The following is a 23,175-nucleotide window of genomic DNA, read 5'->3' as shown; positions in this document are numbered from 1 at the left end:
GGGCACACTACCCCGGGCTACCCGACGGCGCAGGTCGTGCCGTTGAGGGTGAAGGCGGCGGGTTTGGCGTTGGTGGTGTTGTTCCAGGAGGCGATGAAGCCGAAGTCGACGCTGCCGCCGTTGGCGCCGATCACCTTGGTGTAGTCGGCGTTGGTCACGGTGACGTTCGCGCCGGTCTGGCTGTTGACGCCGCCCCAGATCTGGCTGACGACCTGACCGTTGGCGTAGGTCCACTTGAGACTCCACCCGTCCACCGGGGTGGCGGAACGGTTGGTGATCTTCACCGCGCCCTGGAAGGCGCCGCCCCACTGGCCGGTGACCGAGTACGTGACCGTGCAGGCGGCCGACGAGGACGCCGAGGCCGAGGCGGACGGGGACACCGAGCGGGACGGCGACACCGACACCGACGGCGACACGGACCGCGACGGTGACACGGACGGCGAGACCGACCGCGACGGCGACGCGGAGAACGACGTCGGCGGGGCGCCGGTACGGTCGCCGTAGATGATGCCGCGGCCGTTGGTGCCGAGGTAGACCCGGCCGTAGACGCGCGGGTCACCGGTGATGGTGTCGCCGATGTTGCCGTACTGGTGCTGGTCGTCGTTGATCCGCAGCCAGGAGGCCGCGGTGTCGTCGGAGCGGTAGACGCCCTTCTTCCCGTCGACCTGCGCCACGGCGAAGACCGCGACGTTCGGCCGGCCCGGCGCGCCCTTGCCGAAGCCGACGGCGTTGGCCGCCTGTACCGTGGCCACCTTGGCAAACGTGGTGCCACCATCCGTGGAGCGGAACAGGCCCGAGGTGCCGCCCGCGAGCCAGATCTCGCCCTGGACGCCGGGGACGGCCTTGAACGTGCCGGTGGCCGGCAGACCACTCGCAAGCGCGGTGAAGGTGGCGCCGCCGTTGGTGCTGCGGTAGAACGTGCCGCCGGAGAAGCCGTAGAACGTGTTCGGGTTGACCCGGTCGGACTCGACGACCGCGTTCTGCGGCAGGCCCGACGCCTGCGTCCAGGTGTTGCCGAAGCCGACGGAGTACACCGGCGCGCTGTTCTTCGGCGACCAGACGAACCTGGAGCCGTCGGCCGCCGCGGCGATCGTGCCGCCCTCGTTGATGCCGCCGGGTTCGCTGCCCTGGAACCAGTTCGCGCCGCCGTCGGTGGAGAACGCGGCGTGGCTGTCGTTGGGCCGGTCGCTGTCGGCGAAGTTGCCGGCGCGGGCCATGACGCTCGGGTTGAGCTCGGCGTAGTCGAGGCTGGTGGTGCTGGTGAAGTACGGCGACTGGAACATCATCGGGGGCACGGCGTCGAGGTTGGTGTGCCGGAAGCCGCCGATGTCACCGAGGCCGGAGATGAGCGACGCGCCCGACGGCGGGCTGATGAGGTCCAGCACCGCGGTCTCCTCCAGGCCCGCGGCCATCGGCTTGATGGTGATCTGGCCGCCGGTGTCCCAGGTCTTGAGGTCGGTGCTGCCGTAGATGGTGGCGCCGGTGCCGTACATGAACCGGTTGGAGTTGAAGGGGTCGATCTCCAGGGACTCGGTCATCCAGCCGAGCTTCGGGGAGACCTCCGGCGGTGCCGGGTTGGCGCCCAGCGACAGCCACGGTGAGCGGGTGACGTCCATCTTGTACCGGAAGCTGCGGTTCGGGTAGCTGGTGAAGTCCCAGATCCGGGTCCAGGTCGCGCCGGCGTCGGTGCTGCGGAAGAAGATGACGTCCGGCCACCAGGAGATCTGTGTGGCGACCATGATGGTGTTCGGGTTCTGGCGGTCGATGGTGAGGCCGCTGTAGCCGAAGTAGTCATCCGCGCTGCTGGACGGGATCGGGGTGATCTGGGTCCAGACGCCGGTGGCGGTGGCGTATTTCCACACGTCGCCCTTGGCGCCGTCGTACGGGCCGCCGGTGTCGCTGGTCGCGATGTACAGGTTGCCGCCGGAGGTGTCCAGCACACCCTTGTGCGCCAGGTACCCGGTCGGCTGCCCGGGAACGCGCTCCCAGGTGGTGCCGCCGTTGGTGGTGCGGTAGACCGTGTTCTGCTTGTCGGCGACGCCGACGTAGATGGTCTGGGTGGTGTTGCCGGCGGTGCCGGTGCGCTTGTCGAACGTCACCCAGGTGACACCCTGGTTGTCGGTGAGGTAGCCGTTGGTGTCGTTCGGGTCCTGGACGTAGTTGCCCGGGTTCGGGAAGGCGGTGACCTTCGCCCAGGTGACGCCGGAGTCGGTGCTGCGCCACAGGCCGTTGCCGCTGGGGGCGCCGAGGTACAGGATCGAGTTCTTGTTCGGGTCGATCGCGAGGCGCTCGCCCATGCCGCGGCCGGGCATGTTGCCGCCGAGCTTGAACGGCAGCGGGGTGGCCTGCCAGGTGGCACCCATGTCGGAGGAGCGCAGGACCGCGCCGTTGTTCGGGTCCCAGCTGTTGGTGTACATGCCGGCGGCCACGTACACCTTGTTCGGGTCGACGGCGTCCGTGGCGAGGCTGACAACGCCGTTGTAGCCCCAGTTGTCCTGGCCGACCCAGTCCAGCAGCGGGATCCAGCGGTTGGTGGCGGCGTCGAGGCGGTAGGCCCCGCCGATGTCGGTGCGCGCGTAGACCAGATTCTGCTGCGTCTGGTTGAAGATGATGCCCGGCACGAAGCCGCCGCCCTCGATCTGGACGTTCTTGAGCGTGTACGGGTCCGCGGCCGCGGCCTGCGCGGGGCTGGTGGCGGTCTGCACGACGACGCCGACGGCGACGACCGTCACCACCCCCGCCAGCCCGGCGACGAGCCCTCTCAGCTTGGTTCGCATGGGCCGCATGGTGTGAGCGCTCACTGTCCCGGGTCAACGAACCGGGTGTCCCGGTCCAGGTCACGGCCGCGGCAGCCGTGAAACTCTCATGACCTCCCGTAAGGTGGTGCCCCGTGAGACCGGCCCGACCGCTGATCGCTCTCGCCGCCGCGCTCGTCGTCGGCGGCTGGCTGCTGTTCTCGCCGACGTCCCACGACGCCCCGCCGGGTGTCGCGCCGGCCGTGGCGCCGTCCGGGGGCGGGACGGTGATGGCGACGCTGCAGCCGGGGGTGACGCCGGCGCGGCTCGCCGACGGCGCGATCTACACCCCGCTGCTGTACCTGGACACCGGCACCTCGGTCGGCACGGCACCGTCCGCGGACGGCCGCACGGAGCGGCTCCTGCTGCGGGGCGCCGGCGCGCCGCGCGAGCTGCGCAGCGTGCCGAAGGACCGGTTCCCGCAGTGGCTGGGGCTCACCGCCGCGGACGGCATCCTGTACTGGGCGGAGTCCTCGGCGACCGCGGCCGGGCCGTACGAGACGCGGCTGTGGCGCGCCCCGGTCGCCGCGGCCGCGGGCCCGCCGGTCGCGCTGACCGCCGACACGGGCGGGATCGTGTTCTTCGAGTCCCAGTACGACCTCGTCGTCGCCGAGGGGCGGCTGCACTGGGTCGCGGCGACCCCCGACGACGCGCCGAAGACCGAGGTGCGCTCCGTCGCGCTCGGGGGCGGCGCCGTCACGACGGAGGTCATCGACGGCCGGTTCCGGTGGAGCGCCTGGCCCTGGCTCATCAGTGTGGACCCGGGTGCGCCGACGCTGCTGAACCGGGCCGACGGGCGGCGGCAGCCCGTGCCGGCGACCGCGGCGGAGACGGTGCTGTGCACCCCGGAATGGTGCCGCGCCATCGCGGAGACCGCGAGCGGGCGTAATCTGGTCGACGTCATGCACGCCGACGGCAGCGACCGGCGGCGCCTGCCGGGTGACGTCAACGCGATCGGTGTCGACGTCGGACTCCTGGACCGGTTCGAGCTGTTGACCGGCGTCGAGGGCGAGTCGCTGCGGCTGCTCGCGTATGACCTGCCGACCGGACGGACCATCGTCCTTGCGAGTGACGTCGGCGTGGTCACGGCGCGGGGGAACATGGTCTGGTGGTCCACCGGCAGCCCGGATCCGACGGACTGGCACGTGCTGGACCTGCGGCAGCTGGCGTAGGCCCTAACCCCTGTCAGCGGCCGTGATCGAACGTGTGCTCGAATTGTGATCGGCCCGCGTAGGCTGGTTCCCGGCTTCAGACCGCCGGTGACCTCGATCAGGAGGGTTTTTGTGACGAATCCAACGGCCACGGCATCGACCAAAATCGACGCCGCGGTGCTGAAGATCGCGGGGGTCGTGGTCCTCGGTGCGATCATGTCGATCCTCGACATCACGGTCGTCAGCGTGGCGCTGCCGACGTTCCAGACCGAGTTCAAATCCTCGTATGCGACGGTCGCCTGGACGATGACCGGTTACACCCTGGCGCTGGCGACGGTCATCCCGCTCACCGGGTGGGCGGCGGACCGTTTCGGCACCAAGCGGTTGTACATGGTCGCGCTGGCGCTCTTCACGATCGGCTCGGGCCTGTGCGCCCTCGCCGACAGCATCGGCATGCTCATCGGCTTCCGGGTCCTGCAGGGCCTCGGCGGCGGCATGCTCATGCCGCTGGGCATGACGATGATGACCCGGGCCGCCGGCCCGGAGCGCATCGGCCGGCTCATGGCGATCCTCGGCATCCCGATGCTCCTGGGCCCGATCACCGGCCCGATCCTCGGCGGCTGGCTCATCGACTCGTACAGCTGGCACTGGATCTTCCTCATCAACCTGCCGATCGGCGCCGTCGCGCTGGTCTACGCCGCGTTCGCGCTGCCGAAGGACGACCCGAAGCCGTCGGAGTCCTTCGACTTCCTCGGCATGGCGATGCTGTCGCCGGGTCTGGCACTGTTCCTGTTCGGCGTGTCGTCACTGCCGGGCGAGGGCACCTTCAGCGCGACCAAGGTGTGGCTGCCCATGCTCGTCGGCGGGCTGCTGGTCATCAGCTTCGTGCTCTACTCGTTCAAGCCGGAGCACCCACTGCTGGACCTGCGGCTGTTCAGGAACCGCAAGCTGACCATCGCGACGATCACGCTGTTCGTGTTCATCATCGCGTTCATGGGCGCCGGTCTGCTGTTCCCGAGCTACTTCCTGCAGGTCCGCGGTGAGTCCACGCTCAACGCCGGCCTGCTGATGGCCCCGCAGGGCATCGGCGCAATGCTGACCATGCCGATCGCCGGCGTGCTCGCCGACAAGATCCCGGTCGGGCGGACCGTGCCGTTCGCGATGGCACTCATCGCCGCCGGCTTCTTCACCTTCACCCAGGTCGGCACCGACACGTCCTACCTGCTGCTGTGCGGCTCGCTGTTCGTCATGGGCCTCGGCATGGGCGGCACGATGATGCCGATCATGACGTCGGCGCTGAAGAGCCTCAGCCACGCCGACGTCGCCCGCGGCTCCACACTGGTCAACATCCTGCAGCAGATCGGCGGCTCCGTCGGCTCCGCCGTGATGTCGGTGATCCTGACCAGCAACCTCAACGAGTCCGACCTGGTGCCGGGCTCCAACCCGCCGGTCACCGAGGCGGGCCTGGCGATCGCGGCGCAGCACTCCGACCAGATCAAGGCGCAGGTCCCGCCGGCGTTGTTCGAGAAGGGCCTGGCGTTCGTGTCGGACTCGTTCGCCAACACGTTCTGGGTCGGTTTCGCCCTCGTGCTGGCGACGTTCATCCCGATCGCCTTCCTGCCGCGCAAGAAGGAGAAGACGCCGCTCGGCGACGAAGCTCCGACCGGCGCGGCGACCCCGGTGATCGTGCACTGACGCCGGCTCCCAAGTACGACGAAACGGCCGCTCCCAGCACTCGGGGGCGGCCGTTTCCGTGGCTCAGGCGGCCTTCAGCGATCCGGCGAAGAAGTCGGCGAACGGCTTGACGAAGCCCTCCCGGGCGACATTGGCCGCGTTGTGTGACGACCTGGGGATGAGCATCGCCCGGCCGCGCGGGGTCACGTCGGCGATCGCCTGGCAGTTCTGCATGAAGTACCGCGGGCTGCCGGAACCGGCGGTCAGCAGGACCTCCGCGGTGATGCCGGCGTAGTCGCTCGCCGGCCCGCCGTGGTCGTGGATGCGACGGATCTCCGGCGGGATCGTCGGCATGGCCTCCACGAACCGGCGCCCGACCGAGGTGCGCAGGAACAGCCTGGTCATGCCCAGTGCCACCCCGAAGGGCACCTTCGCCCCGATGTCGTCGGGGTACGTCGCGCGCGCCATCACCGTCATCGCGCGGGCGTGGTCCCCGGCGCGCACGAGCCGCTCGAACTCGTCGAGGAAGTTCCCTGACGGGCGACCGTCGACCAGCAGCGCAGGGTCATACACGGCGATGCGCTCCACCGGCAGGCTCAGCCCCGCCCGCAGTGCCGTGAACCCGCCGCCGCTGTGCCCGAACAGGCTGCGCGCGCCGGTGTGCTCCAGGACCGCGCCGAGGTCGGCGAGGTCCGTCTCCACCGTCTCCGTGCCGGTCAGCGGCGCCGTGTCCGCCCGCCCGCGCCGGTTGTACAGATGCACCGTGAACCGGTCCGACAGCGCGGTCGCCAGCCGCTGGTAGTCCCGATGCGAGACTCCGCCCCCGTGCAGGATCACGATGCCCGGCCCGGCACCGGTCGAATACACCGGGATGCTCGCGCCGTCACCGGACGTGATCTCGTCGATCCGCATCAGGCCCTCCCTCGTTTATGCGAACGCTGTTTGCAGTTTACGGCGCCGCACCGCCGGGGCACAACCGGACCGGCGGGATGGTGAAACCGGCTGCGCGGATCGGCGGCCGACGATTAGCCTGCTGCGCATGACGACCGGGCAGCTCGTGCGACTGCGGCCGATCGAGCCGGACGAGTGGGAGGCACTGTGGCGGTGGAACAACGACCGTGACGTAATGCGCTGGATGTTCGACGGCTACCGCCAGACCCTCGCCCGCTACATCGCCCGCGGCGAGGAGCGCGGCCCGAACACCTACGGCGACGTGCTCTTCGGCATCGAGACCCTGGCGGAGCCGCGGCTGGTCGGGCTGGTCCGGCTCAGCGGCGCGGTGCCCGAGATCGGGCGGGCCGAGCTGGACGTCTACCTCGGCGAGAAGGACAGCTGGGGGCACGGGTATGCCACCGAGGCCACCCGCCTGATGTGCCGCTACGGCTTCGAGGAGATGCGGCTGCACTCCATCCACCTGTGGGTGGTCACCGAGAACGTCGCCGCCCGCCGGGTCTACGACAAGGTCGGCTTCGTCGAGGACGGCCGTCACCGGCAGTGCTTCCGCCGCGACGGCGAGTGGTTCGACATGTACCTGATGAGCCTGCTGTCCACGGACCCGATGCGGGCCTAGGGCCCGCTTGCGTCGCCACGCGGCGGCGGCCGTCGACGGCCCTCAGCTGAGCTGTTCGGCCAGTCCGACGATGATGCCCTCCGGGCCGCGGACGTAGCAGAGCCGGTAGCTGTCCTCGTACTGCGCCAGCTCGCCGACCAGCTCGGCGCCGTGGGTGCGCAGGCGGGCGACGACGTCGTCGATGTCGTCGACGGCGAACATGATGCGGCGGATGCCCAGGGTGTTCGCCGGCGCGTCCTCCGGCTGGGAGCGAATCACCTTCGGCGTGTGGAACATCGCCAGCTCGACCCGGCCGTGGCCGTCCGGGGTCCGCAGCATCGCGACGTCCTGCCGGACGTCGTCGACACCGATGACCCGTTCCACCCACCGTCCCTCGACCGGCCCCTTGCCCTCCAGCTCCAGGCCGAGTTCGATGAAGAACGCGATCACCGCGTCAAGGTCCTCGACGACGATGAGCACGTTGTCCATCCGCCGGATCGTCATGCTGGGCCTCCTTGCTGCCGTGCGGCCACGGTGGCCGCATCCGCCCCGGGGACGGAGCCGCCACGCCGTTCTCGACATCGTGCGCCGCCGGGTTCAGTACCGGGTGAGTTCCCACGGTTCGACCAGGTCGGCGTCCGGCGGGACGGTCAGGTCCAGGCCGCTGCCGTAGGACAGGCCGCGCCGCGGCGGGCGGGGCACCGCGGCGGTCCGGATGCCGAGCTGGCGGGCCGCCTCGGCGAGCACGATGCCGGTGAGCAGGCGGTAGCGGCCGGCGACACCCGGCAGGGCGACCCGGGCGAACCCGGTGCCCGGGCCGGGCTCCCAGCCGTCACCGTCCGGGATGACGAGGACGGTGTTCGGGCCGGTCAGCTCGGCGCGGTGCAGGGGTGGCCCGTCGACGTCCGGCCCGCAGACGACGACCCGGCCGCCGGGCGGCGGCGACCAGGCGTCGCCGGCCGGCACGACCCGCAGCGGGTTGCGGTGGCTGCGGGCGGCGGCGCGGGCCTCGGTGCGGACCGGGCGCGGCGTGCCGAACCACACCTTCTCGCGGTCGTCGACCGCGACGCTCTGCCAGCCGAACGCGGCCGCCGAGCGCAGCGAGCTGCCGGCCTCGACGTGGTCGCGGGGCGCGGCGAGCAGCAGGGCCGGGCGGTGCGACTCGGGGCGCGGGGCGCGGGCGTTGCGGCGGCCGTGCGCGTCGAGCAGGTAGTACAGGGCCACGGCCGCGGCGGTGGCCACGTTGAGGGTGTTCACGCCGCGGCCCGGCATCGGGATCTGCACCGTTTTCGCCGCCGCGCGCAGGACGTCCGGGCGGATGCCGCGGCGCTCGTTGCCGACCACGATGGACGCCGCGGTGCGCAGCGGGCCGGCCCGGTACACCGACTCCGCTCCCGGCGCGTTGTCCACGGCGATGAGCGGGCCCGGGCCGCCGAGCAGTGCGGCGGTGTCCACGGTGGACAGCTCCGGCAGGTGCCCGGCGAGGCCGCGGCTGTCGCGGAAGCTGCACGGCACCGCGAACATCCGCGCGGCCTCGGCGAGCGCCTCCGCGTTGGCGGGGTTCTCCACGCCGTCACCGACCAGGCGGGCCGACGGGTTCAGCATTGCGTCGCCCAGGCGTGCCGGGCCCGCGTGGCGTACGCGTCCGCGCGGCGCTCGTGGTCGGCGGTGCGCATCGCGCGGGTGTGCCGCTTGCGCGCGGCGTGCTGGATTACGTGGTGGCCGACCTCGTGCATGAGGCCGTCGAAGAGCATGAAGTCGCGCAGCGTGCCGGCGGGCCAGTCCACCAGGGTGCCGGCCGGCCCGGCCGTGACCCGGGCGCCGGCCCGCTCCAGGCGCGCGGTGGCCGCGTCCGTGAGCCGGCCGGGCAGCACCCACGGCGGCGCGGGCTGCTCGAACAGCACCACGACCCCGGGCACGCGCAGCGCAGCGATCGCCGGACCGGTCCCGGCCGCCGGCCGCTGCCGCAGCTCGACACCGCGCAGGCCGTACGCCGCGGCCGCCCCGAAGAAGTCCAGGACCCGCCCGACGTCGGCCGGACCGGCCGGATGGACGAACCCGGGTCGTGGCCGGCAGACCCGCACCGGCACGGATGCGCCGGCCCGGCGGGTGGCGCGCATCGGATACGGGTCGGTGTGCAGGCTACGGCTCAACGGCATTCACCGGACCTTGATAGCAGCCCGGCCACCCGGCACACCACCGGTTTCCGCGCCCCGCGCCGCCGCGGGTCAGTATCCGATGGCCTCCCGCAGCAGCAGGACGGTGCCGCGGCCCGGGTGGTGATCCGCGTTGAGGATGAGCAGGCGGTTGACGGCGCTGGGCACGCCGTACACCGCCTGGGCGCGGGCGCTCTCCAGCGGCAGGGCGTGCTCCTCGAGCCGGCGCAGCGCCGTGCTCAGGTCGGGCACCACCTTCTGCGCGCCGGCGATCCAGACCGCGTGGGCGGCGCCGCCGGCGTTGGCGGGCAGCTGGCTGCCGCTGGCCGAGGCGAGGACGAGCGAGCCGGTCTCGGTGACCGCGGCGACGCTGTTGACGACGTAGTCGGGGCTGGCGACGAGCCTGCGGATCTCGTCAGCGCCGGTGGCCCGGTCGATGGCCAGGACGCGCGGCCTGATGGCGTCGTACCGGTCGCCGGTGTTGATGTCCTCGTCGATGCCGGACAGCCGGAGGGTCTCGCTGGCGCCGGTGAACACGCTGGCGCCCGCGGGGACCAGGTCCTTGACGCGGGCCCGCGCGGCCGCGGCGTCGTCGAGGACCTCGGCGGCGAAGCCGTTGGCGCGCAGCGCGGCGGCCGCCCGCTCCAGCCGTTCGGCCGGCGCCGGGTCGGCGAACGACGGGGCGGCAGACGGCAGGGCGGGTGCCGAGCCCGCCAGCGGGGACGTGTCGAGGTACCTGACCTCGTACACCCGTTCGGCGAACCGCCAGCCGTCGCCGGTGCGCTGGTACCGGTCGTGGTACACGGCGAAGTTCAGACCCTCGCGCCCGTCGAGGGTGCGGGCGAGCTCCTGGATGTAGGCGCGGCCGGTCGCGGTGTCGCCGTCCAGCACGATCGTGCCGGGATGGGTGGTCTGCACGAAGAAGTCCCACTGGCGCTGCAGCCGCTCGCCCCCGGCCAGGATCGCCTCCCGCCCGACCAGCTCGACGGGAATGTTGGGCATGCGCAGGGCACCGTCCGGGGTGAACAGCGCCGCCAGGCGGGGCCGGTCGCGCATCATCGCCGCGTCGGTGAACTCGCCGCGCAGCGCCTCGATCTCGACGCGGTCCGCGACGGCCTGGAAGTCGTTCATGGGAGTCTCCTTGGTGTCGTCCTCGCCGGGTACGACAACGCAGCCCACCGAAATGCAAGGCCTCACATTCCGCGGCGCTGTCCTGTCGTATGTGTGGCGGCGACACGGCGAGCGAGGGAGACGGCCAGACCATGACCACCGGAGCCGAGCCCGGCCTCAGCGCGATCATGAGCGAGCGGCGCCGGCTGATCAACCTCGCCTACCGGCTCCTCGGGTCCCTTGCCGACGCCGAGGACGTCGTGCAGGAGACCTACGCCCGCTGGTACGCCATGACCGCGCAGGAGCAGCAGGCCATCGAGTCGCCCGGCGCCTGGCTGATGACGGTGGCCAGCCGCATCTGCCTGAACCTGCTCGGCTCGGCGCGGGCCAGGCGGGAGACGTACGTGGGCGACTGGATCCCGGAGCCGCTGCCCGGGCCCACCGAGTGGGACGCCGGTGGGGTCGACCCGGCCGAGCAGGTCACCCTGGACGAGTCGGTGACGATGGCCTTTCTGGTCGTGCTCGACGCGATGACCCCGGCCGAGCGGGTCGCGTTCGTCCTGCACGACGTCTTCCGCTACCCGTTCGGCGAGGTCGCCGAGATCGTCGGCCGCACCCCGGCGGCGTGCCGGCAGCTGGCCTCGTCCGCCCGCCGTCGCATCCGCACCGAGCGGAGCCCGGCGGGCCCGAGCGCCGCGCAGGCCGGCGTCGTCCGGCAGTTCAAGGCGGCGTGGGAGGCCAAGGACATCGCCGCCCTGGTCGGCCTGCTCGACCCCGACGCCACCGCGACCGCCGACGGCGGCGGGCTGGCCGTCACCCACCTGCACCCGATCGTGGGCGGTGAGCGGATCGCCCGCGCCTACGCCGAGATCGCGCGGGTGGCGGGCGAGCGCACGACGTTCCTGGAGTGCACGGTCAACGGCCTGCCCGGCCTGTCAGCGTGGCAGGACGGCGTCGTCACGACCGTGTTCGCGTTCGAGATCGCCGGGACGCGGATCCGGCGCATCTGGGCCGTCCGCAACCCCGAGAAGCTCCGGCCCTGGCGGATCGGCTGAAGCCGGGGCCGGGGCCGGGGAGGGCGCGGCGCGGCGGTGCAGCAGCAGGGCGGTCAGGCCGCCCGCCACCAGGCCCCAGAACGCGGAGCCGATGTTCAGGATCGTCGTCCCCGACGCCGTGACCACGAACGTCACCACGGCGGCCTCGCGGCCCGAGGGTTCGGTGACGGCGCTGGCCAGCGAGGCGCCGAGGGCCGACAGCAGGGCCAGCCCGGCGACGGCGACGACGAGGACCGGCGGGGACAGCAGGACCAGCGCCATCGCCAGGCCGGCGCCGAGGCCGAGGGTGAGCTGCCCGGCGCCGAGGGCGGCGGTGGCCACCCAGCGGCGGCGCGGGTCGGGGTGGGTGTCGGGGCCGGCGGTGAGGGCGGCGGTGATCGCGGCCAGGTTCAGCGCGTGCCCGCCGAACGGAGCGGCGAACGCGCTGGCCAGGCCGGTGGTGACCAGGACGCCGCGCAGCGGCGGGGTGTAGCCGTAGGTGGCCATGACGGCCATGCCGGGGACGTTCTGCGCGGCCATCGTGACGAGGAAGAGCGGCACGGCGATGCTGACCAGCGCCGGCAGGTTGAAGGTCGGGACCGTGAACACGGCGGCCGGGGCGACGGAGACGCCGGTGAGATGGACGCCGCGCACGACGATCGCGGCGACGGCGGCGAGCAGCGCGCCGGGGACGGCCCACTGGCGGGCGAAGCGGGTGAGCAGCGCCCAGGTGAGCACAACCGGCACGGCCAGCTCCGGCACGTCGACGACGGCGCGGACCGGGGCGGTGCACAGGCTGAGGATGACGCCGGCGAGCATGGCGCCGGCAATGGGGCGGGGGATGGCGGCGATCGCGCGGGCGAGCCACGGTGACAGGCCCGCGACCACGATGAGCGCGGCGGAGACGAGGAACGCGCCGACGGCGGCGGGCCAGCCGCCCTGGACGTGGCCGGTGGCGACGAGCAGCGCCGCGCCCGGGGTCGACCAGGCGATGCTGATCGGCATGCGGTGCCGCAGGGCGAGGAACACCGCGCTGGCGCAGATGCCGGTGCACAGCGCGAGCAGCCCGGACGCGGCCTGGGCCGGGGTGGCGCCGACGGCGCGGAGGCCGGCGAGCACCACGGTGAACGAGCTGGCGTAGCCGACGACCGCGCTGACGAGCCCGGCCAGGATCGGCTGGGCCGTGTCGAACCGCCGCATCGGACCCCCTCCACACACTGTTCCGTTTACGGAACAGTCACCATAGCGAGGTGGAGGAGCGCGGGACAAGTCTCGGGGACCGGCTGCGGGAGCTGCGCGCCGCCCGCGGGATGTCGCTGTCGGAGCTGGCGCGGGCGGCCGGGATCGGCAAGGCCACCCTGTCAGGGCTGGAGCACGGCACCCGGAACCCGACGCTCGAGACGTTGTATGCGGTGGCCGGCGCGCTGGGGGTACCGCTGACGGCGCTGGTGCGGGAGCAGCACGGCGAACCCGTCCGCGGGTCGGCGGTCACCGCGACGCTGCTGGAGGTGTTCGACGAGCCGGGGGTGACGTTCGAGCTGCTGCGCATGCGGGTGCGCGCCGGCGTGGTGCAGCATTCGCCGGCGCACGCGCCGGGCGTGACCGAGCACGTCACGGTGTCCGAGGGGGTGCTGCGGGCCGGCCCCGACGGCGCGCCGCTGGTCGCCGGGCCGGGTGAGCACATCGCGTGGGCGGCCGACGTGCCGCACGTCTACGGCACCGTCGGCCCGGACGAGGTCGTCGCCACCCTGCTGATCAGGACCCCCCGCGGGTAGGTCGTCAGTCGACGGTGGTCTCCTCGCTGTCCTCGTCCTCATCGTGGCTGTGCCCGGTGAGCCCGTCCACGACCGCGTCGACGGGCTGCCCGATGTAGTCGAAGTCGGGCACCGCGATCCGTTCCGCCTCGTCGCGGATGGTCTCGTCATCCACGGTGTCGTCGACCCGTGGGACGCCGTATTTGTCGGTGTTGGCCATACCGGACAGGTTTCCGGGCGGGGCAGCCGCCAAACCCCGGGTGTGGCAGGGTCGCCGGATGGACCTCCGCCGGGCCCGGGCAGCCGACGTCGACGCGCTCGTCGCGATCCACCAGGTGGCCCGCCGCACGTACTACGGCGACCTGCCGTTCTTTTACGACACGGAACTGTTGCGGGAGGCGTACACCGTCAGCGTCGACGCGCCCGACCGCACCGTGCTGTGCATTGACGGCGCCGAGGGACACCCCGTCGGGTTCCTGGCGCTCGGGCCGCCGATCCCGCCGGCACCGGCCACGACGGCGCGGCTCGTCGGGCTGTATGTCGACCCGGCGCACTGGCAGCGCGGCGTCGGTGGCGCGCTGCACGACGCGGGGGTCGACGTCTGGCAGGCCGCCGGGGTCGCCGAGGGGCACCTGGAGGTGTGGGACGGCAACGAGCGGGCCAAGGCGTTCTACCTGCGGCGCGGCTGGCAGCCGTTCGGCGAGCCCCGGGAAGGCCCCCTCGGCCGCGACTTCGTCCACCTGCGGCTGGTCATGCCGGCTTCCACACTTCAGTGACGGAGCCGGTCAGGACCGTCCACTTCGGACCGTGCACGCGGACCGGGACGGGGCGTTGCGGGCCGGCGGTGACACCGTTGACCATGCCGTAGTCGACGCGGGACGCGACCAGCCCCGGCAGGCCGCGCTCCAGCATCAGCGACAGCGTCGTGCGGACCTGCCGGTCGGCGAACTCCGCACCCAGGCAGCGGCGGGGACCGAGGCCGAACGGGATGAACTCGTACTGCTTCGGCGCCGGCTCACCCGGCTGCCAGCGGTGCGGGCGGAACACCTGCGGCGACGGGTACACGGCCGGGTTGCGGTGCTCCAGCAGCGGTGCCATGAACAGCAGCGCCCCCTTCGGTACCGGCGGCGAGCCCGCGATCTCCACCGTCGTGGTGACCCGGCGGGGCAGGGTGATCGGCACCGCCGGCAGCAGCCGCTGGGACTCCTTCAGCGCCGCCTCCAGATCCTCCGCGCCCGCCGGGTCGGGTGGCGTGGCGTCCGGGTCGGGACTGCCGAGCAGCGTGATGAGGGCGAGGCTCATCGTCATCGCGGTCGTCTCGAACCCGGCCGCGAAGAACCCGTGCAGCTCCCCCGCGATCTCCTCGGTGGTGAGCCGGTCGCCGTCCTCGTCGACGGCGTGGCACAGGATCGACAGCGCGTCCGGGCGCGGGTCGGTGGCCCGCCGCTGCGCGATCAGGTCGGCGAGCCGGTCGTAGGCGCCGGCGACCCGGCGCAGCCACCGCCCGTACGGCGACCACGGCAGGTCCCGCTTGAACAGCAGCACCCGGGGGTCGGCGGCGTCGGCGCCGAGGGTGACGATCTGGTCGGCGAACGCGCTGAGCCCGTCGGCGTCGTCGAGGCCGAGCAGGCAGCGCATCAGGTTGGCCTTGGAGATGCGCAGGCATTCCTGCTTGAGGTCGAACGGGTCGGCGTGCGCCGCGGATCCCGGGGCGGCGAACCGGGACCGCTCGAACGTGTCGGCGAACACCGCCTCGTAGTGCGTCATCGCGGTGCGGTGCACGGCCGGCATGAGCAGCTTCCGGCGGCGGGTGTGCTCGGCGCCGTTGGCGGTGATGACCGCGTCGAACATGCCCGACCACGGCCGGCCGGGCGGCAGGTCGAACAGCCCGTCGGCGCGGTGGAACGCGACGTTGTCGGTGAACACCTGCTTCACGCCCTCGCGGCCGCGGACCACGACGACGGATCCGTTGCCGGCGGTGACCGGCACGACGGGCTGCTCGAACGGCCCGACCTTGCCCAGCAGGAAGCGGGCCGAGTCGCGGAGCAGCTTGAGGTTGTTGACGATCGGCAGCCCGGAAGGGCCCGGCGCGTCGATGCGCAGTGCGGTGTCGAAGAGTTCCACGGGCCCACACTCCCTTTCACCGGAGTCTATGAATCACCCGCTTCGGTCACCATCCGGCGAACGGTCGACGACAGTATGTAAGGATCGAGCGCTGTGCCCCGTCTCATCCTCATCTGAGCCTGCCCGGCACCGACGAGCCGGCACCGGTCAGCCGGCACCGGTCAGCCGGCGGTGAACCTGGACGCCGGGCCGCCCGCCAGGTGACCGGCCGGCAGCCGCCGGCCGCAGACGACGAGCAGCAGGTCCTGGGCGAGGCCCCGCAGCGGGGCGCCGGTCCCCCGGGTCCAGTCCACGTCGGTCGCGGACAGCTGGACGCCGGTGAGGTCGACACCGAAATACCCGGCGTTGCGCGGCCGCATCGCGTCCAGGACGAGCAGCAGCCGGTCGGTGGGCACCCGCCGGTCCAGGCCGAGCGCGACCGTGCTGTCCAGGCCGTGGATGACCTCGTGCGACAGCGCCCCGACCGCGCCGCCGCCCGGCGGTGACCACGGGTGCGCGACGTTGTCCCGCAGCGACCGCACCAGGGCCTCGGCCGGCATCCGGGCGGCGTCGCGGCGGGCGACCCGGTCCGCCATCCGGTTGAACCGGCCGCCGGAGCGCAGCATCTCCCAGACGAACCCGCCGGCGCCCATCCGGAACGGCATCGTCGTGTGCGCGAGCACCTCGCGCACCCGCCACCCCGCGCACAGCGACGGCGTGTCCCACTGCTCGGGGCGCAGCCCCGCGAAGACCTCCGCCAGTTCGGCGCGCTCCGCCGTCACCGCGGCCCGCGCGGCGTCATCCTGCGACATCTCGTCCAACCTCCGTCGTGAAGCGTTTCCACCGGGGTGTACGAGCGGCGGGCCCCGAACTCATCGGTCCGCGGCTCATCGGCACGCGACTCATCGGCACGCGCGAAGATCGGGGCGGGCGCGGGCCGGTTAGACTGCCGTGTCATGACGACCTTGACCCGCCGCCTTGCCACGGTCGCCGCCGCCCTGGTCATCGGGATGGGCGCGCTGACCGCGTGCAGCTCCGACAACGTGGACTGCACCACCAACGCGTGCACCGTCACGTTCGACCGCGGAGTGGAGGCGGAGTCCAGCGTGCTGGGCGTCGATGTCAAGCTCGTCGGCGTCGACAACGGCGTGGTGAAGGTCGAGGTGGGCGGCACCACCGTGAGCGTGCCGGTCGACGGCACCGCGCAGGCCCAGGGCTTCGACATCACCGTGCAGAAGGTGACCGACTCGCAGGTCGTGATCCGGGTGCAGACCAGCTGACCGCCACCCGGCAACCCCCGGGATACCGACCGGTAGGGTGTCCGGCGTGAACATCGTCGCGCTGGTTCTGGTCGGCCTCGTCGCCGCGCTGCACGCGTATTTCCTGGTGCTGGAGATGTTCCTGTGGACCGCGCCGCGGACCCGGGCCGCGTTCGGCACGACCGCCGAGTTCGCCGAGGCCAGCAAGGCCCTCGCCGCCAATCAGGGCCTCTACAACGGTTTCCTGGCCGCCGGGCTGGTCTTCGGCATGATCGCCGACGACCCGGTGGGCTTCGCGGTGCGCGTGTTCTTCCTGGTGTGCGTGATCGTCGCCGGGCTGTACGGCGCCGCCACCGCGAGCCGCCGGATCCTGCTCGTGCAGGCGCTCCCCGGCGCGCTCGCCCTGGTCGCGGTCCTGATCGCGCACTAAGCGCCTGCAGCGCAACCCCGGAGGGTTACGCTGCGTTAAGTGAAGATCACTCCCTGTCTGCTGGCCCTGAGTCTGACCCTTGCCGTCGGCGCGTGCGCCAAGAAGGACGAACCGGGTGGCGAGGGCGCCACCGGCGGCGGGTTCAACGCCGGCCTCACCGAGGTCGTCAACCCCTCGACGGCGGCCGGCGGGACGCTGCGGCTCGCCAGCGCGCACGACGTCGACTCGTGGGACCCGACCCGCTCGTACGTGACGGCGGTGTACAACCTGCAGCGGCTCTACACGCGGACGCTGCTCACGCCGGACGCGAAACCCGGCGCGGACGGGCTGAAGCTGGTCCCGGACCTCGCCGCCGCCGCGCCCGTGATCGCCGCCGACGGGCTGACGTACACGTTCACGCTGCGCGACGGGATCCGCTTCGAGGACGGCTCGCCGATCACGTCGAAGGACGTGCGGCACGGCATCGAGCGGCTCTTCGCGCAGGAGGAGCTCAGCGGCGGGCCGACGTACCTCATCGACCAGCTCGACCAGGGGCAGCACTACCCCGGCCCCTGGGCGGACAGCACCGGCCTGAAGAGCGTCTCGACGCCGGACGACAAGACGATCACGTTCCGGCTGGCCGAGCCGTTCGCGGACTTCCCGTACCTGCTGGCGATGGGCGTCGCCGCGCCCGTGCCGGCGGCCAAGGACACCGGCGCGAAGTACGGCGACAAGCCGGTCTCCTCCGGCCCGTACCGGTTCGAGTCGATCGAGCCGGGCAAGAAGGCCGTCCTCGTCCGCAACGACGCATGGGACCGCGCGACCGACACGGTGCGCCGGGCGCTGCCGGACCGCGTCGAGGTGGTCATCGGCACCGACCCGAACGAGATCGACCAGCAGCTGCTGGACGGGGACCTCGACGCCGACGCCGGGCAGGGCGGCGTGCAGGCCGCGACCCAGCCGAAGGTCCTGCTCGACGCCGCGCTCAAGGCCCGCGCCGACGAGCCGACGACCGGGTTCGTGCAGTACGCGGCGATGAGCACGGCCGTGCCGCCGTTCAACGACGTGCACTGCCGGCGGGCGGTGCAGTACGCGGTGGACAAGACCACCGTGCAGACCGCCCGCGGCGGGCCGGACGCGGGCGGCGACATCGCCGGCGCGATGCTGCCGCCGGGCATCCCCGGCTACGACCCGGCGCTCGACCCGTTCCAGACGAAGAGCGGCAAGCCGCAGCCGGCGAAGGCCAAGGAGGAGCTGGCCGCGTGCGGCAAGCCCGACGGGTTCGAGACCGTCATCGCGGCCACCGACAGCCCCAAGGCGGGCAAGACCGCCGAGGCGATCCAGGCGGCCCTGGCGACCGTCGGCATCAAGGCCCGCATCGAGGCGTCCGACCCGTCGCTCTACGCCCGCTCGGTCGTCGGCTCCCCGTCGAACGTGCACGCCAAGGGCTACGGGCTGATCCTGAGCGCCTGGTCGGCGGACTTCCCCACCGGCTACGGCTTCTTCCCGACCCTCGTCGACGGCCGCCTCATCCTGCCCAGCGGCAACAACAACTACGCCGAGCTGTCCGACGCGGCCGTCAACGCCCTCATCGACCGGGCCCGCATCACCACGGACCCGGCCGCCGCCGCGAAGCTGTGGTCCCAGGTCGACGCGGCGGTCATGGACTCCGCGACAATGCTGCCGCTGACGTACGACAAGGTCCTCAACTACCGCAACCCGAGACTCACCAACGTGTTCGTGAACCAGTACTACGGGATGTGGGACGTCACCGCGTTCGGGGTTGCCTGAGCATGGCGAACAGGGGTGGGCCGGCACCGATGGGCACCTCGCCGGTGTCCACGTAACCGTGCCGGGCGTACAGCGCGGCGTTGCGCCGGCCGGTCGCCTCCAGGTACGCCGGCACACCGTCGCCGTCGGTGACCCGGTGGTGCTCCCGCAGCAGCCGGCTGCCCAGGCCCTGGTTCTGCGCGGCCGGGGCGACACCGAGGAACGCCAGGTAGTCGTGGGTCAGCCCGTCCGGATGCGCGGCCAGCATGTCCACGTCGAGCCGCACGAACCGGTCGGTCGCGGCGCCGCACGCACGGGCCAGCCGCCGGTCGTAGTCGTCGATGTCCGGCTCGAACTTGCCGTCGAGGCGCACCCACGCCGCCGCGGCCGAACCGTCGGCGGCCAGGTACACCGTGCCGTGCTCGACGAACCACGGGGTGACGAGGTCGAAGTAGCGCCGGTACACCTCGGCCCGCGCGGCGTCCTGCGGCACCAGCCAGTGGGCGATGTCGGTGTCGTCGAGCGCGGCGGCGAGCACCCCCGCCACGGTTGCGGCGTCGCCCGCCCCGGCGCGCCGCAGCGCCGGGGCGGTGGAGGTCGACGTCATCGGGGACCGGCGCGGTGCGCGGCGGCGTCGTCGGCGGGCTGGGCCGGCAGCAGCGCCGCGTTGACGCCCTGGCCGATGCCGCGGAACGTGGCCGGGTTGCCGGTGCGCAGGAACGCCGCCCACGCCGCGCCGATCAGGGCGACGACGAGGAACAGGCCGGGGAACAGGAAGCGCGCCAGGTCGGTGGACGTGACACCGAGCAGCGTGTCGAACTCCAGGACGGTCACGATCAGCACCGCCGCCAGCAGCACCGCGCCGATCGCGGGGGCGATGAACCGCCGCCACTGCGAGACCTCGGCCAGCTCGCCCTCGCGGTTGCGCAGGAAGAACATCAGCACCGCCACCGACGTGACCGTCATCAGGATCAGCACGCCGAAGCCGCCGGTCACGGTCCACCAGAAGAACAGGTGGACGAACGGGTCCAGCCCGTCGCTCAGCGCGAAAATGGCGAGGACGACGACGGCGAGCACCGACTGCGTGATCGAACCCCAGATCGGGGCGCGGAAGCGGCGGCCGGTCGCGCCGAACCAGCTGAACAGGACCCGCTCCCGGCCGAGCGCGAACGTGTAGCGGGCCGCGGTGTTGTGGAACGCGAGCAGCGCGGCGAACAGGCTCGTCACGAACAGCACGTGGCCCAGCGTCAGCCAGATCTCCGCCAGGTGCGGGCTCACCAGCACGAACATCGTCTCGCTGGAGTTCTCCGTGGACAGCGCGACGATCTTGTCCGGGCCGGCGGCGACCGACATGGCCCACGAGCAGAACGCGTACAGCAGGCCGATGATGATCAGCGACAGGTACGTGGCGCGGGGAATGTTCCGCTTCGCGTTGCGGGTCTCCTCGCTGTAGACGGCGGTCGACTCGAAGCCGACGAACCCGGCCACGGCCGTGGCGAACGCCGCGCCGATGCCGGCGCTGAACAGCTGCGACGGGTTGACCGTGTCGAACGTGACGGTGCCGCCGGCCGGGTGCGCGAGCTCCACGACGGAGAAGATCAGCGCGATGATGACCTCGGCGCCGAGCAGCACGCCGAGCACGATGCCGCTGAACTCGATGCTCAGCACGCCCAGGATCCCGATCACGGCCCAGGCGATGAGGGCGCAGGCCCACCAGTCCAGCTTGATGTCCCACTGGGTCTTGAGCAGGCCGCTGAGCACCGGGCCGAACCCGCCGTACAGGCCGATCTGCATGAAGTTGTACGCGAGCACCGCGACACCGGCGGCGCCGAGGCCGGTCACGCGGCCCAGTCCCTGCGCGACGTAGGCGTAGAACGCGCCGGAGTTGACGATGTGCCGGGACATCTCGGTGTACCCGACGCTGAAGACGCCCAGCACGACGGCCATGGCGACGTAGGCGACGGGGATGCCGAGGACGCCGGTGACGGCCCAGCCCGCGGTCGCACCGCCGGCGATGACGGTGAACGGCGCCGCGGCGGCGATCACCATCAGGATGACAGTGAAGACCGTCAGCTTGTTCTGATCCAGTGCTGAATCGATCTTGCTGACATAGCCGCCCGACGGCGGCGCGGTGACAGGCATGACGTCCTCCGGGGAAGTGAGGGGGTGCTGCTTAACGTCCGTTCATCACCTTGTTGCCGATCACGACCCTGGTCTCCTGGATCAGGGCCTGCACGTCGGCGTGGGACTGCTGCATGAGGTGCTCGAAGTAGGCGTGCGCCGCCTGACCCCCGCCGTCGAGAATGTTCGGCAGCAGGCCGGTGGCATCGGCGATACCCAACAGATGCACGTCGATCTGATCAATCGGCCTGCGCTGCGCCAACGCCGTGCCGAGCCGGACGCGCGGCCACACGTACTCGTTGGTGTCGGTCGGCAGATAGAAGGTGAACCGGCGCAGCAGCCGCCGGCCCTCCTGGGGGATGACGTGATTGGCGGCGACCATGCGGCGGGCGACCCGTTCATAGGCCTCCATCGACAGGTAGGCCAGCCAGGTCCGCACGTCGCGGGGATTACGCTCGCCGCGGATGTCGTCCAGAACCGCGTGCGCGACCGAGTCGCCGGGCGTCGCCGCGCCGCGCACCAGCAGCAGGCCGTCCTCGACGGTGAGGATGCCCGCCCAGCCCAGCTCGCCGATCAGCGCCGAGGCCAGGCCGGTCCTGGTGGCGTCGTCGGAGAGCCGGAGGGTGCCACTGCGGTCGTCGTGGCAGAGGCGGAAGAAGTCGTCGGCGAGCGGCTCCCGGCGCATGCGGTCAGCCAGCAACCGCGTGCCTTTCCGCTCGCTGCCGCACAGTCGTCCCCCGTGAATGCAATCCGGCGCTCCAAGTCCGGAATGCACCGTAGCGGTTGTCCGCGACGCACTTCAATCCCGAACGTTGTTTTAACAGCCCGGAAACGGTGCCGGCCGCCGCCGTTGCACGACAATTGCGAGGTCAGCCACGCTATGACGACCTTCAATTAGGAAAGTTTTTCACTTCGGCGTCCGCGGGGCTTCCGCGGTGCAAATGCGCCGCAGCCGGGCAACGCCGGCGGACGCAGAACGGCGCCGTCGCGGGGATCACCCGGGACGGCGCCGCCGTGGTTTCTTACGACAGGACGCGCTGCTGGACGGCCTTACGACAGGACGCGCAGCTGGACGGTCGTGGTCATGTTGGACAGCTGGGCGAGGATCTCCGCCGGGTAGTCGATGGCGATATCGGTGAGCAGGTAGCCGAGCTCGCCGCGGGTCGCCAGGATCTGGCCCTCGACGTTGACCTTGTGGCTGGCGAAGATGCTGTTGACGTCGGCGAGGACGCCCGGCACGTTGTGGTGCAGCAGGGCGATGCGGTGCGTGTCGGGAGCCTGCTGCAGGTTGAGCGACGGCAGGTTGACGCTGAGCGTGGTCGAGCCCTCCTGCACATACTTGTGCAGCTTCTCCGCCACGAACGAGCCGATGTCGGACTGCGCCTCCTCGGTGGACCCGCCGATGTGCGGGGTGAGGATGACGTTGGGCAGGCCGCGCAGGGCGGACTGGAACTCGTCGCCCTTCGCCTTCGGCTCCTTCGGGAACACGTCCACCGCGGCGCCGGCCAGGTGACCGTTGTCCAGGTGGTGGCGCAGCGCCTCGTGGTCGATGACGAAGCCGCGGCTGAGGTTCAGGAAGATGCTGCGCGGCCGCATCCGGCCGAACTGCTCCGCGCCGAAGAACCCGCTGTTGCCCGGCCGGCCGTCGACGTGCAGGGTGACGATGTCGGACTTCTCCAGCAGCTCGTCGAGGGAGTCGCAGCGCTGGGCGTTGCCCAGGGCGAGCTTGTCGGCGGTGTCGTAGAAATACACCTTGAGCCCGAGGTTCTCGGCGAGGACCGACAGCTGGGTGCCGATGTTGCCGTAGCCGACGATGCCGATCGAACGGCCCCGGACCTCGTGGCTGCCCTCGGCGTCCTTGTCCCACACGCCGGCGTGCATGCCGGTGTTCTTCTCGGTGAGCCGCCGGGTCAGCGCGATGATCTCCGCGACGGCGAGCTCGACGACGCTGCGCGTGTTGGAGAACGGCGCGTTGAACACCGCGATCCCGGACTCCGCCGCGGCACGCAGGTCGATCTGGTCGGTGCCGATGCAGAACGCGCCGATCGCCCGCAGGTGTGGCGCCGCGGCGAGGGCCGCCGCGCTCACCTGCGTCTTGGACCGGATGCCCAGCAGGTGGACCCCGTCGAGCTTGGCGATCAGCTCGTCCTCGTCGAGCGCACGCCCGAGGGTCTCGACCACGTATCCCTCGGACCGCATCCGCTCGACCGCGACAGGGTGGATGTTTTCGAGGAACAGAACCCGCACCGGGTCGCTCTGGGAAGTCATTGACTGCACCCCACCTACCCTA

Annotated in this window: 23 protein-coding genes; 9 read left to right on the top strand and 14 right to left on the bottom strand. The window is 71.8% G+C overall.

The window, feature by feature from the left end:
• Positions 1 to 17: 17 nt before the first annotated feature.
• Complete coding sequence (locus AB0K00_RS05630; RefSeq protein ID WP_363515824.1) at positions 18 to 2,777, bottom strand: cellulose binding domain-containing protein; 2,760 nt, start codon at positions 2,775 to 2,777, stop codon at positions 18 to 20.
• A gap of 113 nt (positions 2,778 to 2,890) precedes the next feature.
• Here AB0K00_RS05630 and AB0K00_RS05625 point away from each other — a divergent pair, with 113 nt between their 5' ends.
• Together AB0K00_RS05625 and AB0K00_RS05620 are read left to right on the top strand one after the other, a co-directional pair.
• Positions 2,891 to 3,967, top strand: coding sequence for a hypothetical protein (locus AB0K00_RS05625; RefSeq protein ID WP_363515821.1), 1,077 nt, complete (start codon positions 2,891 to 2,893; stop codon positions 3,965 to 3,967).
• Positions 3,968 to 4,078: 111 nt separating this feature from the next.
• The gene (locus tag AB0K00_RS05620; protein WP_363515818.1) at positions 4,079 to 5,641 is read left to right on the top strand and encodes a DHA2 family efflux MFS transporter permease subunit; all 1,563 of its coding nucleotides are present in this window, start codon (positions 4,079 to 4,081) and stop codon (positions 5,639 to 5,641) included.
• Positions 5,642 to 5,704: 63 nt separating this feature from the next.
• On the opposite strand, the gene AB0K00_RS05615 is transcribed toward AB0K00_RS05620, so the two are convergent.
• Positions 5,705 to 6,532, bottom strand: coding sequence for an alpha/beta fold hydrolase (locus AB0K00_RS05615; protein WP_363515815.1), 828 nt, complete (start codon positions 6,530 to 6,532; stop codon positions 5,705 to 5,707).
• A gap of 127 nt (positions 6,533 to 6,659) precedes the next feature.
• Between AB0K00_RS05615 and AB0K00_RS05610 the strand changes: the two genes are divergently transcribed.
• A complete protein-coding gene (locus tag AB0K00_RS05610) occupies positions 6,660 to 7,190 on the top strand; it encodes a GNAT family protein (protein ID WP_363515812.1) in 531 nt (176 codons plus the stop codon).
• 42 nt (positions 7,191 to 7,232) lie between these two features.
• Here the strand turns inward: AB0K00_RS05610 and AB0K00_RS05605 are convergent, their stop codons facing one another.
• The 4 genes from AB0K00_RS05605 to AB0K00_RS05590 all read right to left on the bottom strand — a co-directional run bounded on the left by AB0K00_RS05605 (position 7,233) and on the right by AB0K00_RS05590 (position 10,456).
• A complete protein-coding gene (locus tag AB0K00_RS05605; RefSeq protein WP_363515809.1) occupies positions 7,233 to 7,673 on the bottom strand; it encodes a VOC family protein in 441 nt (146 codons plus the stop codon).
• Between the two features lie 93 nt (positions 7,674 to 7,766).
• Positions 7,767 to 8,774: a TrmH family RNA methyltransferase gene (locus AB0K00_RS05600; protein WP_363515806.1), complete on the bottom strand. Its 1,008-nt coding sequence runs from the start codon at positions 8,772 to 8,774 to the stop codon at positions 7,767 to 7,769.
• The gene (locus AB0K00_RS05595) at positions 8,768 to 9,328 is read right to left on the bottom strand and encodes a hypothetical protein (RefSeq protein WP_363515803.1); all 561 of its coding nucleotides are present in this window, start codon (positions 9,326 to 9,328) and stop codon (positions 8,768 to 8,770) included. The genes AB0K00_RS05600 and AB0K00_RS05595 overlap by 7 nt, the downstream gene beginning before the upstream one ends.
• Positions 9,329 to 9,397: 69 nt before the next feature.
• A complete protein-coding gene (locus AB0K00_RS05590; protein WP_363515800.1) occupies positions 9,398 to 10,456 on the bottom strand; it encodes an LUD domain-containing protein in 1,059 nt (352 codons plus the stop codon).
• A 131-nt stretch (positions 10,457 to 10,587) separates the two neighbouring features.
• On the opposite strand from AB0K00_RS05590, the gene sigJ reads away from it, so the two are divergent.
• Positions 10,588 to 11,490: an RNA polymerase sigma factor SigJ gene (sigJ, locus tag AB0K00_RS05585; RefSeq protein WP_363515797.1), complete on the top strand. Its 903-nt coding sequence runs from the start codon at positions 10,588 to 10,590 to the stop codon at positions 11,488 to 11,490.
• On the opposite strand, the gene AB0K00_RS05580 is transcribed toward sigJ, so the two are convergent.
• Positions 11,371 to 12,669 (bottom strand): benzoate/H(+) symporter BenE family transporter, encoded by a 1,299-nt coding sequence (locus AB0K00_RS05580; RefSeq protein WP_363515794.1) that lies wholly within the window; start codon positions 12,667 to 12,669, stop codon positions 11,371 to 11,373. The genes sigJ and AB0K00_RS05580 overlap by 120 nt on opposite strands.
• A 50-nt stretch (positions 12,670 to 12,719) precedes the next feature.
• Here AB0K00_RS05580 and AB0K00_RS05575 point away from each other — a divergent pair, with 50 nt between their 5' ends.
• Positions 12,720 to 13,244, top strand: coding sequence for an XRE family transcriptional regulator (locus AB0K00_RS05575; RefSeq protein ID WP_363515791.1), 525 nt, complete (start codon positions 12,720 to 12,722; stop codon positions 13,242 to 13,244).
• 4 nt (positions 13,245 to 13,248) lie between these two features.
• Here the strand turns inward: AB0K00_RS05575 and AB0K00_RS05570 are convergent, their stop codons facing one another.
• Positions 13,249 to 13,443: a hypothetical protein gene (locus AB0K00_RS05570; RefSeq protein WP_363515789.1), complete on the bottom strand. Its 195-nt coding sequence runs from the start codon at positions 13,441 to 13,443 to the stop codon at positions 13,249 to 13,251.
• Between the two features lie 58 nt (positions 13,444 to 13,501).
• Here AB0K00_RS05570 and AB0K00_RS05565 point away from each other — a divergent pair, with 58 nt between their 5' ends.
• Complete coding sequence (locus AB0K00_RS05565; protein ID WP_363515786.1) at positions 13,502 to 13,999, top strand: GNAT family N-acetyltransferase; 498 nt, start codon at positions 13,502 to 13,504, stop codon at positions 13,997 to 13,999.
• Here the strand turns inward: AB0K00_RS05565 and AB0K00_RS05560 are convergent.
• On the bottom strand, positions 13,974 to 15,347 hold the full coding sequence (locus tag AB0K00_RS05560; protein ID WP_363515783.1) for a cytochrome P450: 1,374 nt from the start codon (positions 15,345 to 15,347) through the stop codon (positions 13,974 to 13,976). The two genes, AB0K00_RS05565 and AB0K00_RS05560, sit on opposite strands and share 26 nt — an antisense overlap.
• A gap of 161 nt (positions 15,348 to 15,508) precedes the next feature.
• Positions 15,509 to 16,138 carry a maleylpyruvate isomerase family mycothiol-dependent enzyme gene (locus AB0K00_RS05555; RefSeq protein ID WP_363515780.1) on the bottom strand — a complete coding sequence of 210 codons (630 nt, stop codon included), beginning with the start codon at positions 16,136 to 16,138 and terminating at the stop codon, positions 15,509 to 15,511.
• 144 nt (positions 16,139 to 16,282) lie between these two features.
• Between AB0K00_RS05555 and AB0K00_RS05550 the strand changes: the two genes are divergently transcribed.
• From AB0K00_RS05550 to AB0K00_RS05540, 3 genes are read left to right on the top strand one after another with little or no spacing between them, the layout of a single operon-like run.
• Positions 16,283 to 16,606: a hypothetical protein gene (locus AB0K00_RS05550; RefSeq protein WP_363515777.1), complete on the top strand. Its 324-nt coding sequence runs from the start codon at positions 16,283 to 16,285 to the stop codon at positions 16,604 to 16,606.
• A 46-nt stretch (positions 16,607 to 16,652) separates the two neighbouring features.
• A complete protein-coding gene (locus AB0K00_RS05545; protein WP_363515774.1) occupies positions 16,653 to 17,015 on the top strand; it encodes a DUF1304 domain-containing protein in 363 nt (120 codons plus the stop codon).
• A gap of 39 nt (positions 17,016 to 17,054) precedes the next feature.
• A complete protein-coding gene (locus AB0K00_RS05540) occupies positions 17,055 to 18,785 on the top strand; it encodes an ABC transporter substrate-binding protein (protein ID WP_363515771.1) in 1,731 nt (576 codons plus the stop codon).
• Here the strand turns inward: AB0K00_RS05540 and AB0K00_RS05535 are convergent.
• From AB0K00_RS05535 to serA, 4 genes are all read right to left on the bottom strand, one after another.
• Positions 18,763 to 19,371, bottom strand: coding sequence for a GNAT family N-acetyltransferase (locus AB0K00_RS05535; protein ID WP_363515768.1), 609 nt, complete (start codon positions 19,369 to 19,371; stop codon positions 18,763 to 18,765). The genes AB0K00_RS05540 and AB0K00_RS05535 overlap by 23 nt on opposite strands.
• Positions 19,368 to 20,906, bottom strand: a complete 1,539-nt coding sequence (locus AB0K00_RS05530) for an APC family permease (protein WP_363515765.1) — start codon at positions 20,904 to 20,906, stop codon at positions 19,368 to 19,370. The genes AB0K00_RS05535 and AB0K00_RS05530 overlap by 4 nt, the downstream gene beginning before the upstream one ends.
• Positions 20,907 to 20,937: 31 nt before the next feature.
• On the bottom strand, positions 20,938 to 21,570 hold the full coding sequence (locus tag AB0K00_RS05525) for a GPP34 family phosphoprotein (RefSeq protein WP_363515762.1): 633 nt from the start codon (positions 21,568 to 21,570) through the stop codon (positions 20,938 to 20,940).
• A gap of 365 nt (positions 21,571 to 21,935) precedes the next feature.
• Positions 21,936 to 23,153: a phosphoglycerate dehydrogenase gene (gene serA / locus AB0K00_RS05520; protein WP_363515759.1), complete on the bottom strand. Its 1,218-nt coding sequence runs from the start codon at positions 23,151 to 23,153 to the stop codon at positions 21,936 to 21,938.
• Between the last annotated feature and the right edge of the window lie 22 nt (positions 23,154 to 23,175).

The organism is Dactylosporangium sp. NPDC049525 (genome assembly GCF_040676755.1).
Taxonomy (GTDB): domain Bacteria; phylum Actinomycetota; class Actinomycetes; order Mycobacteriales; family Micromonosporaceae; genus Dactylosporangium.
The sequence above is the reverse complement of the archived record's forward strand: the minus strand, read 5'-3'. Positions and strand labels throughout refer to the sequence as shown.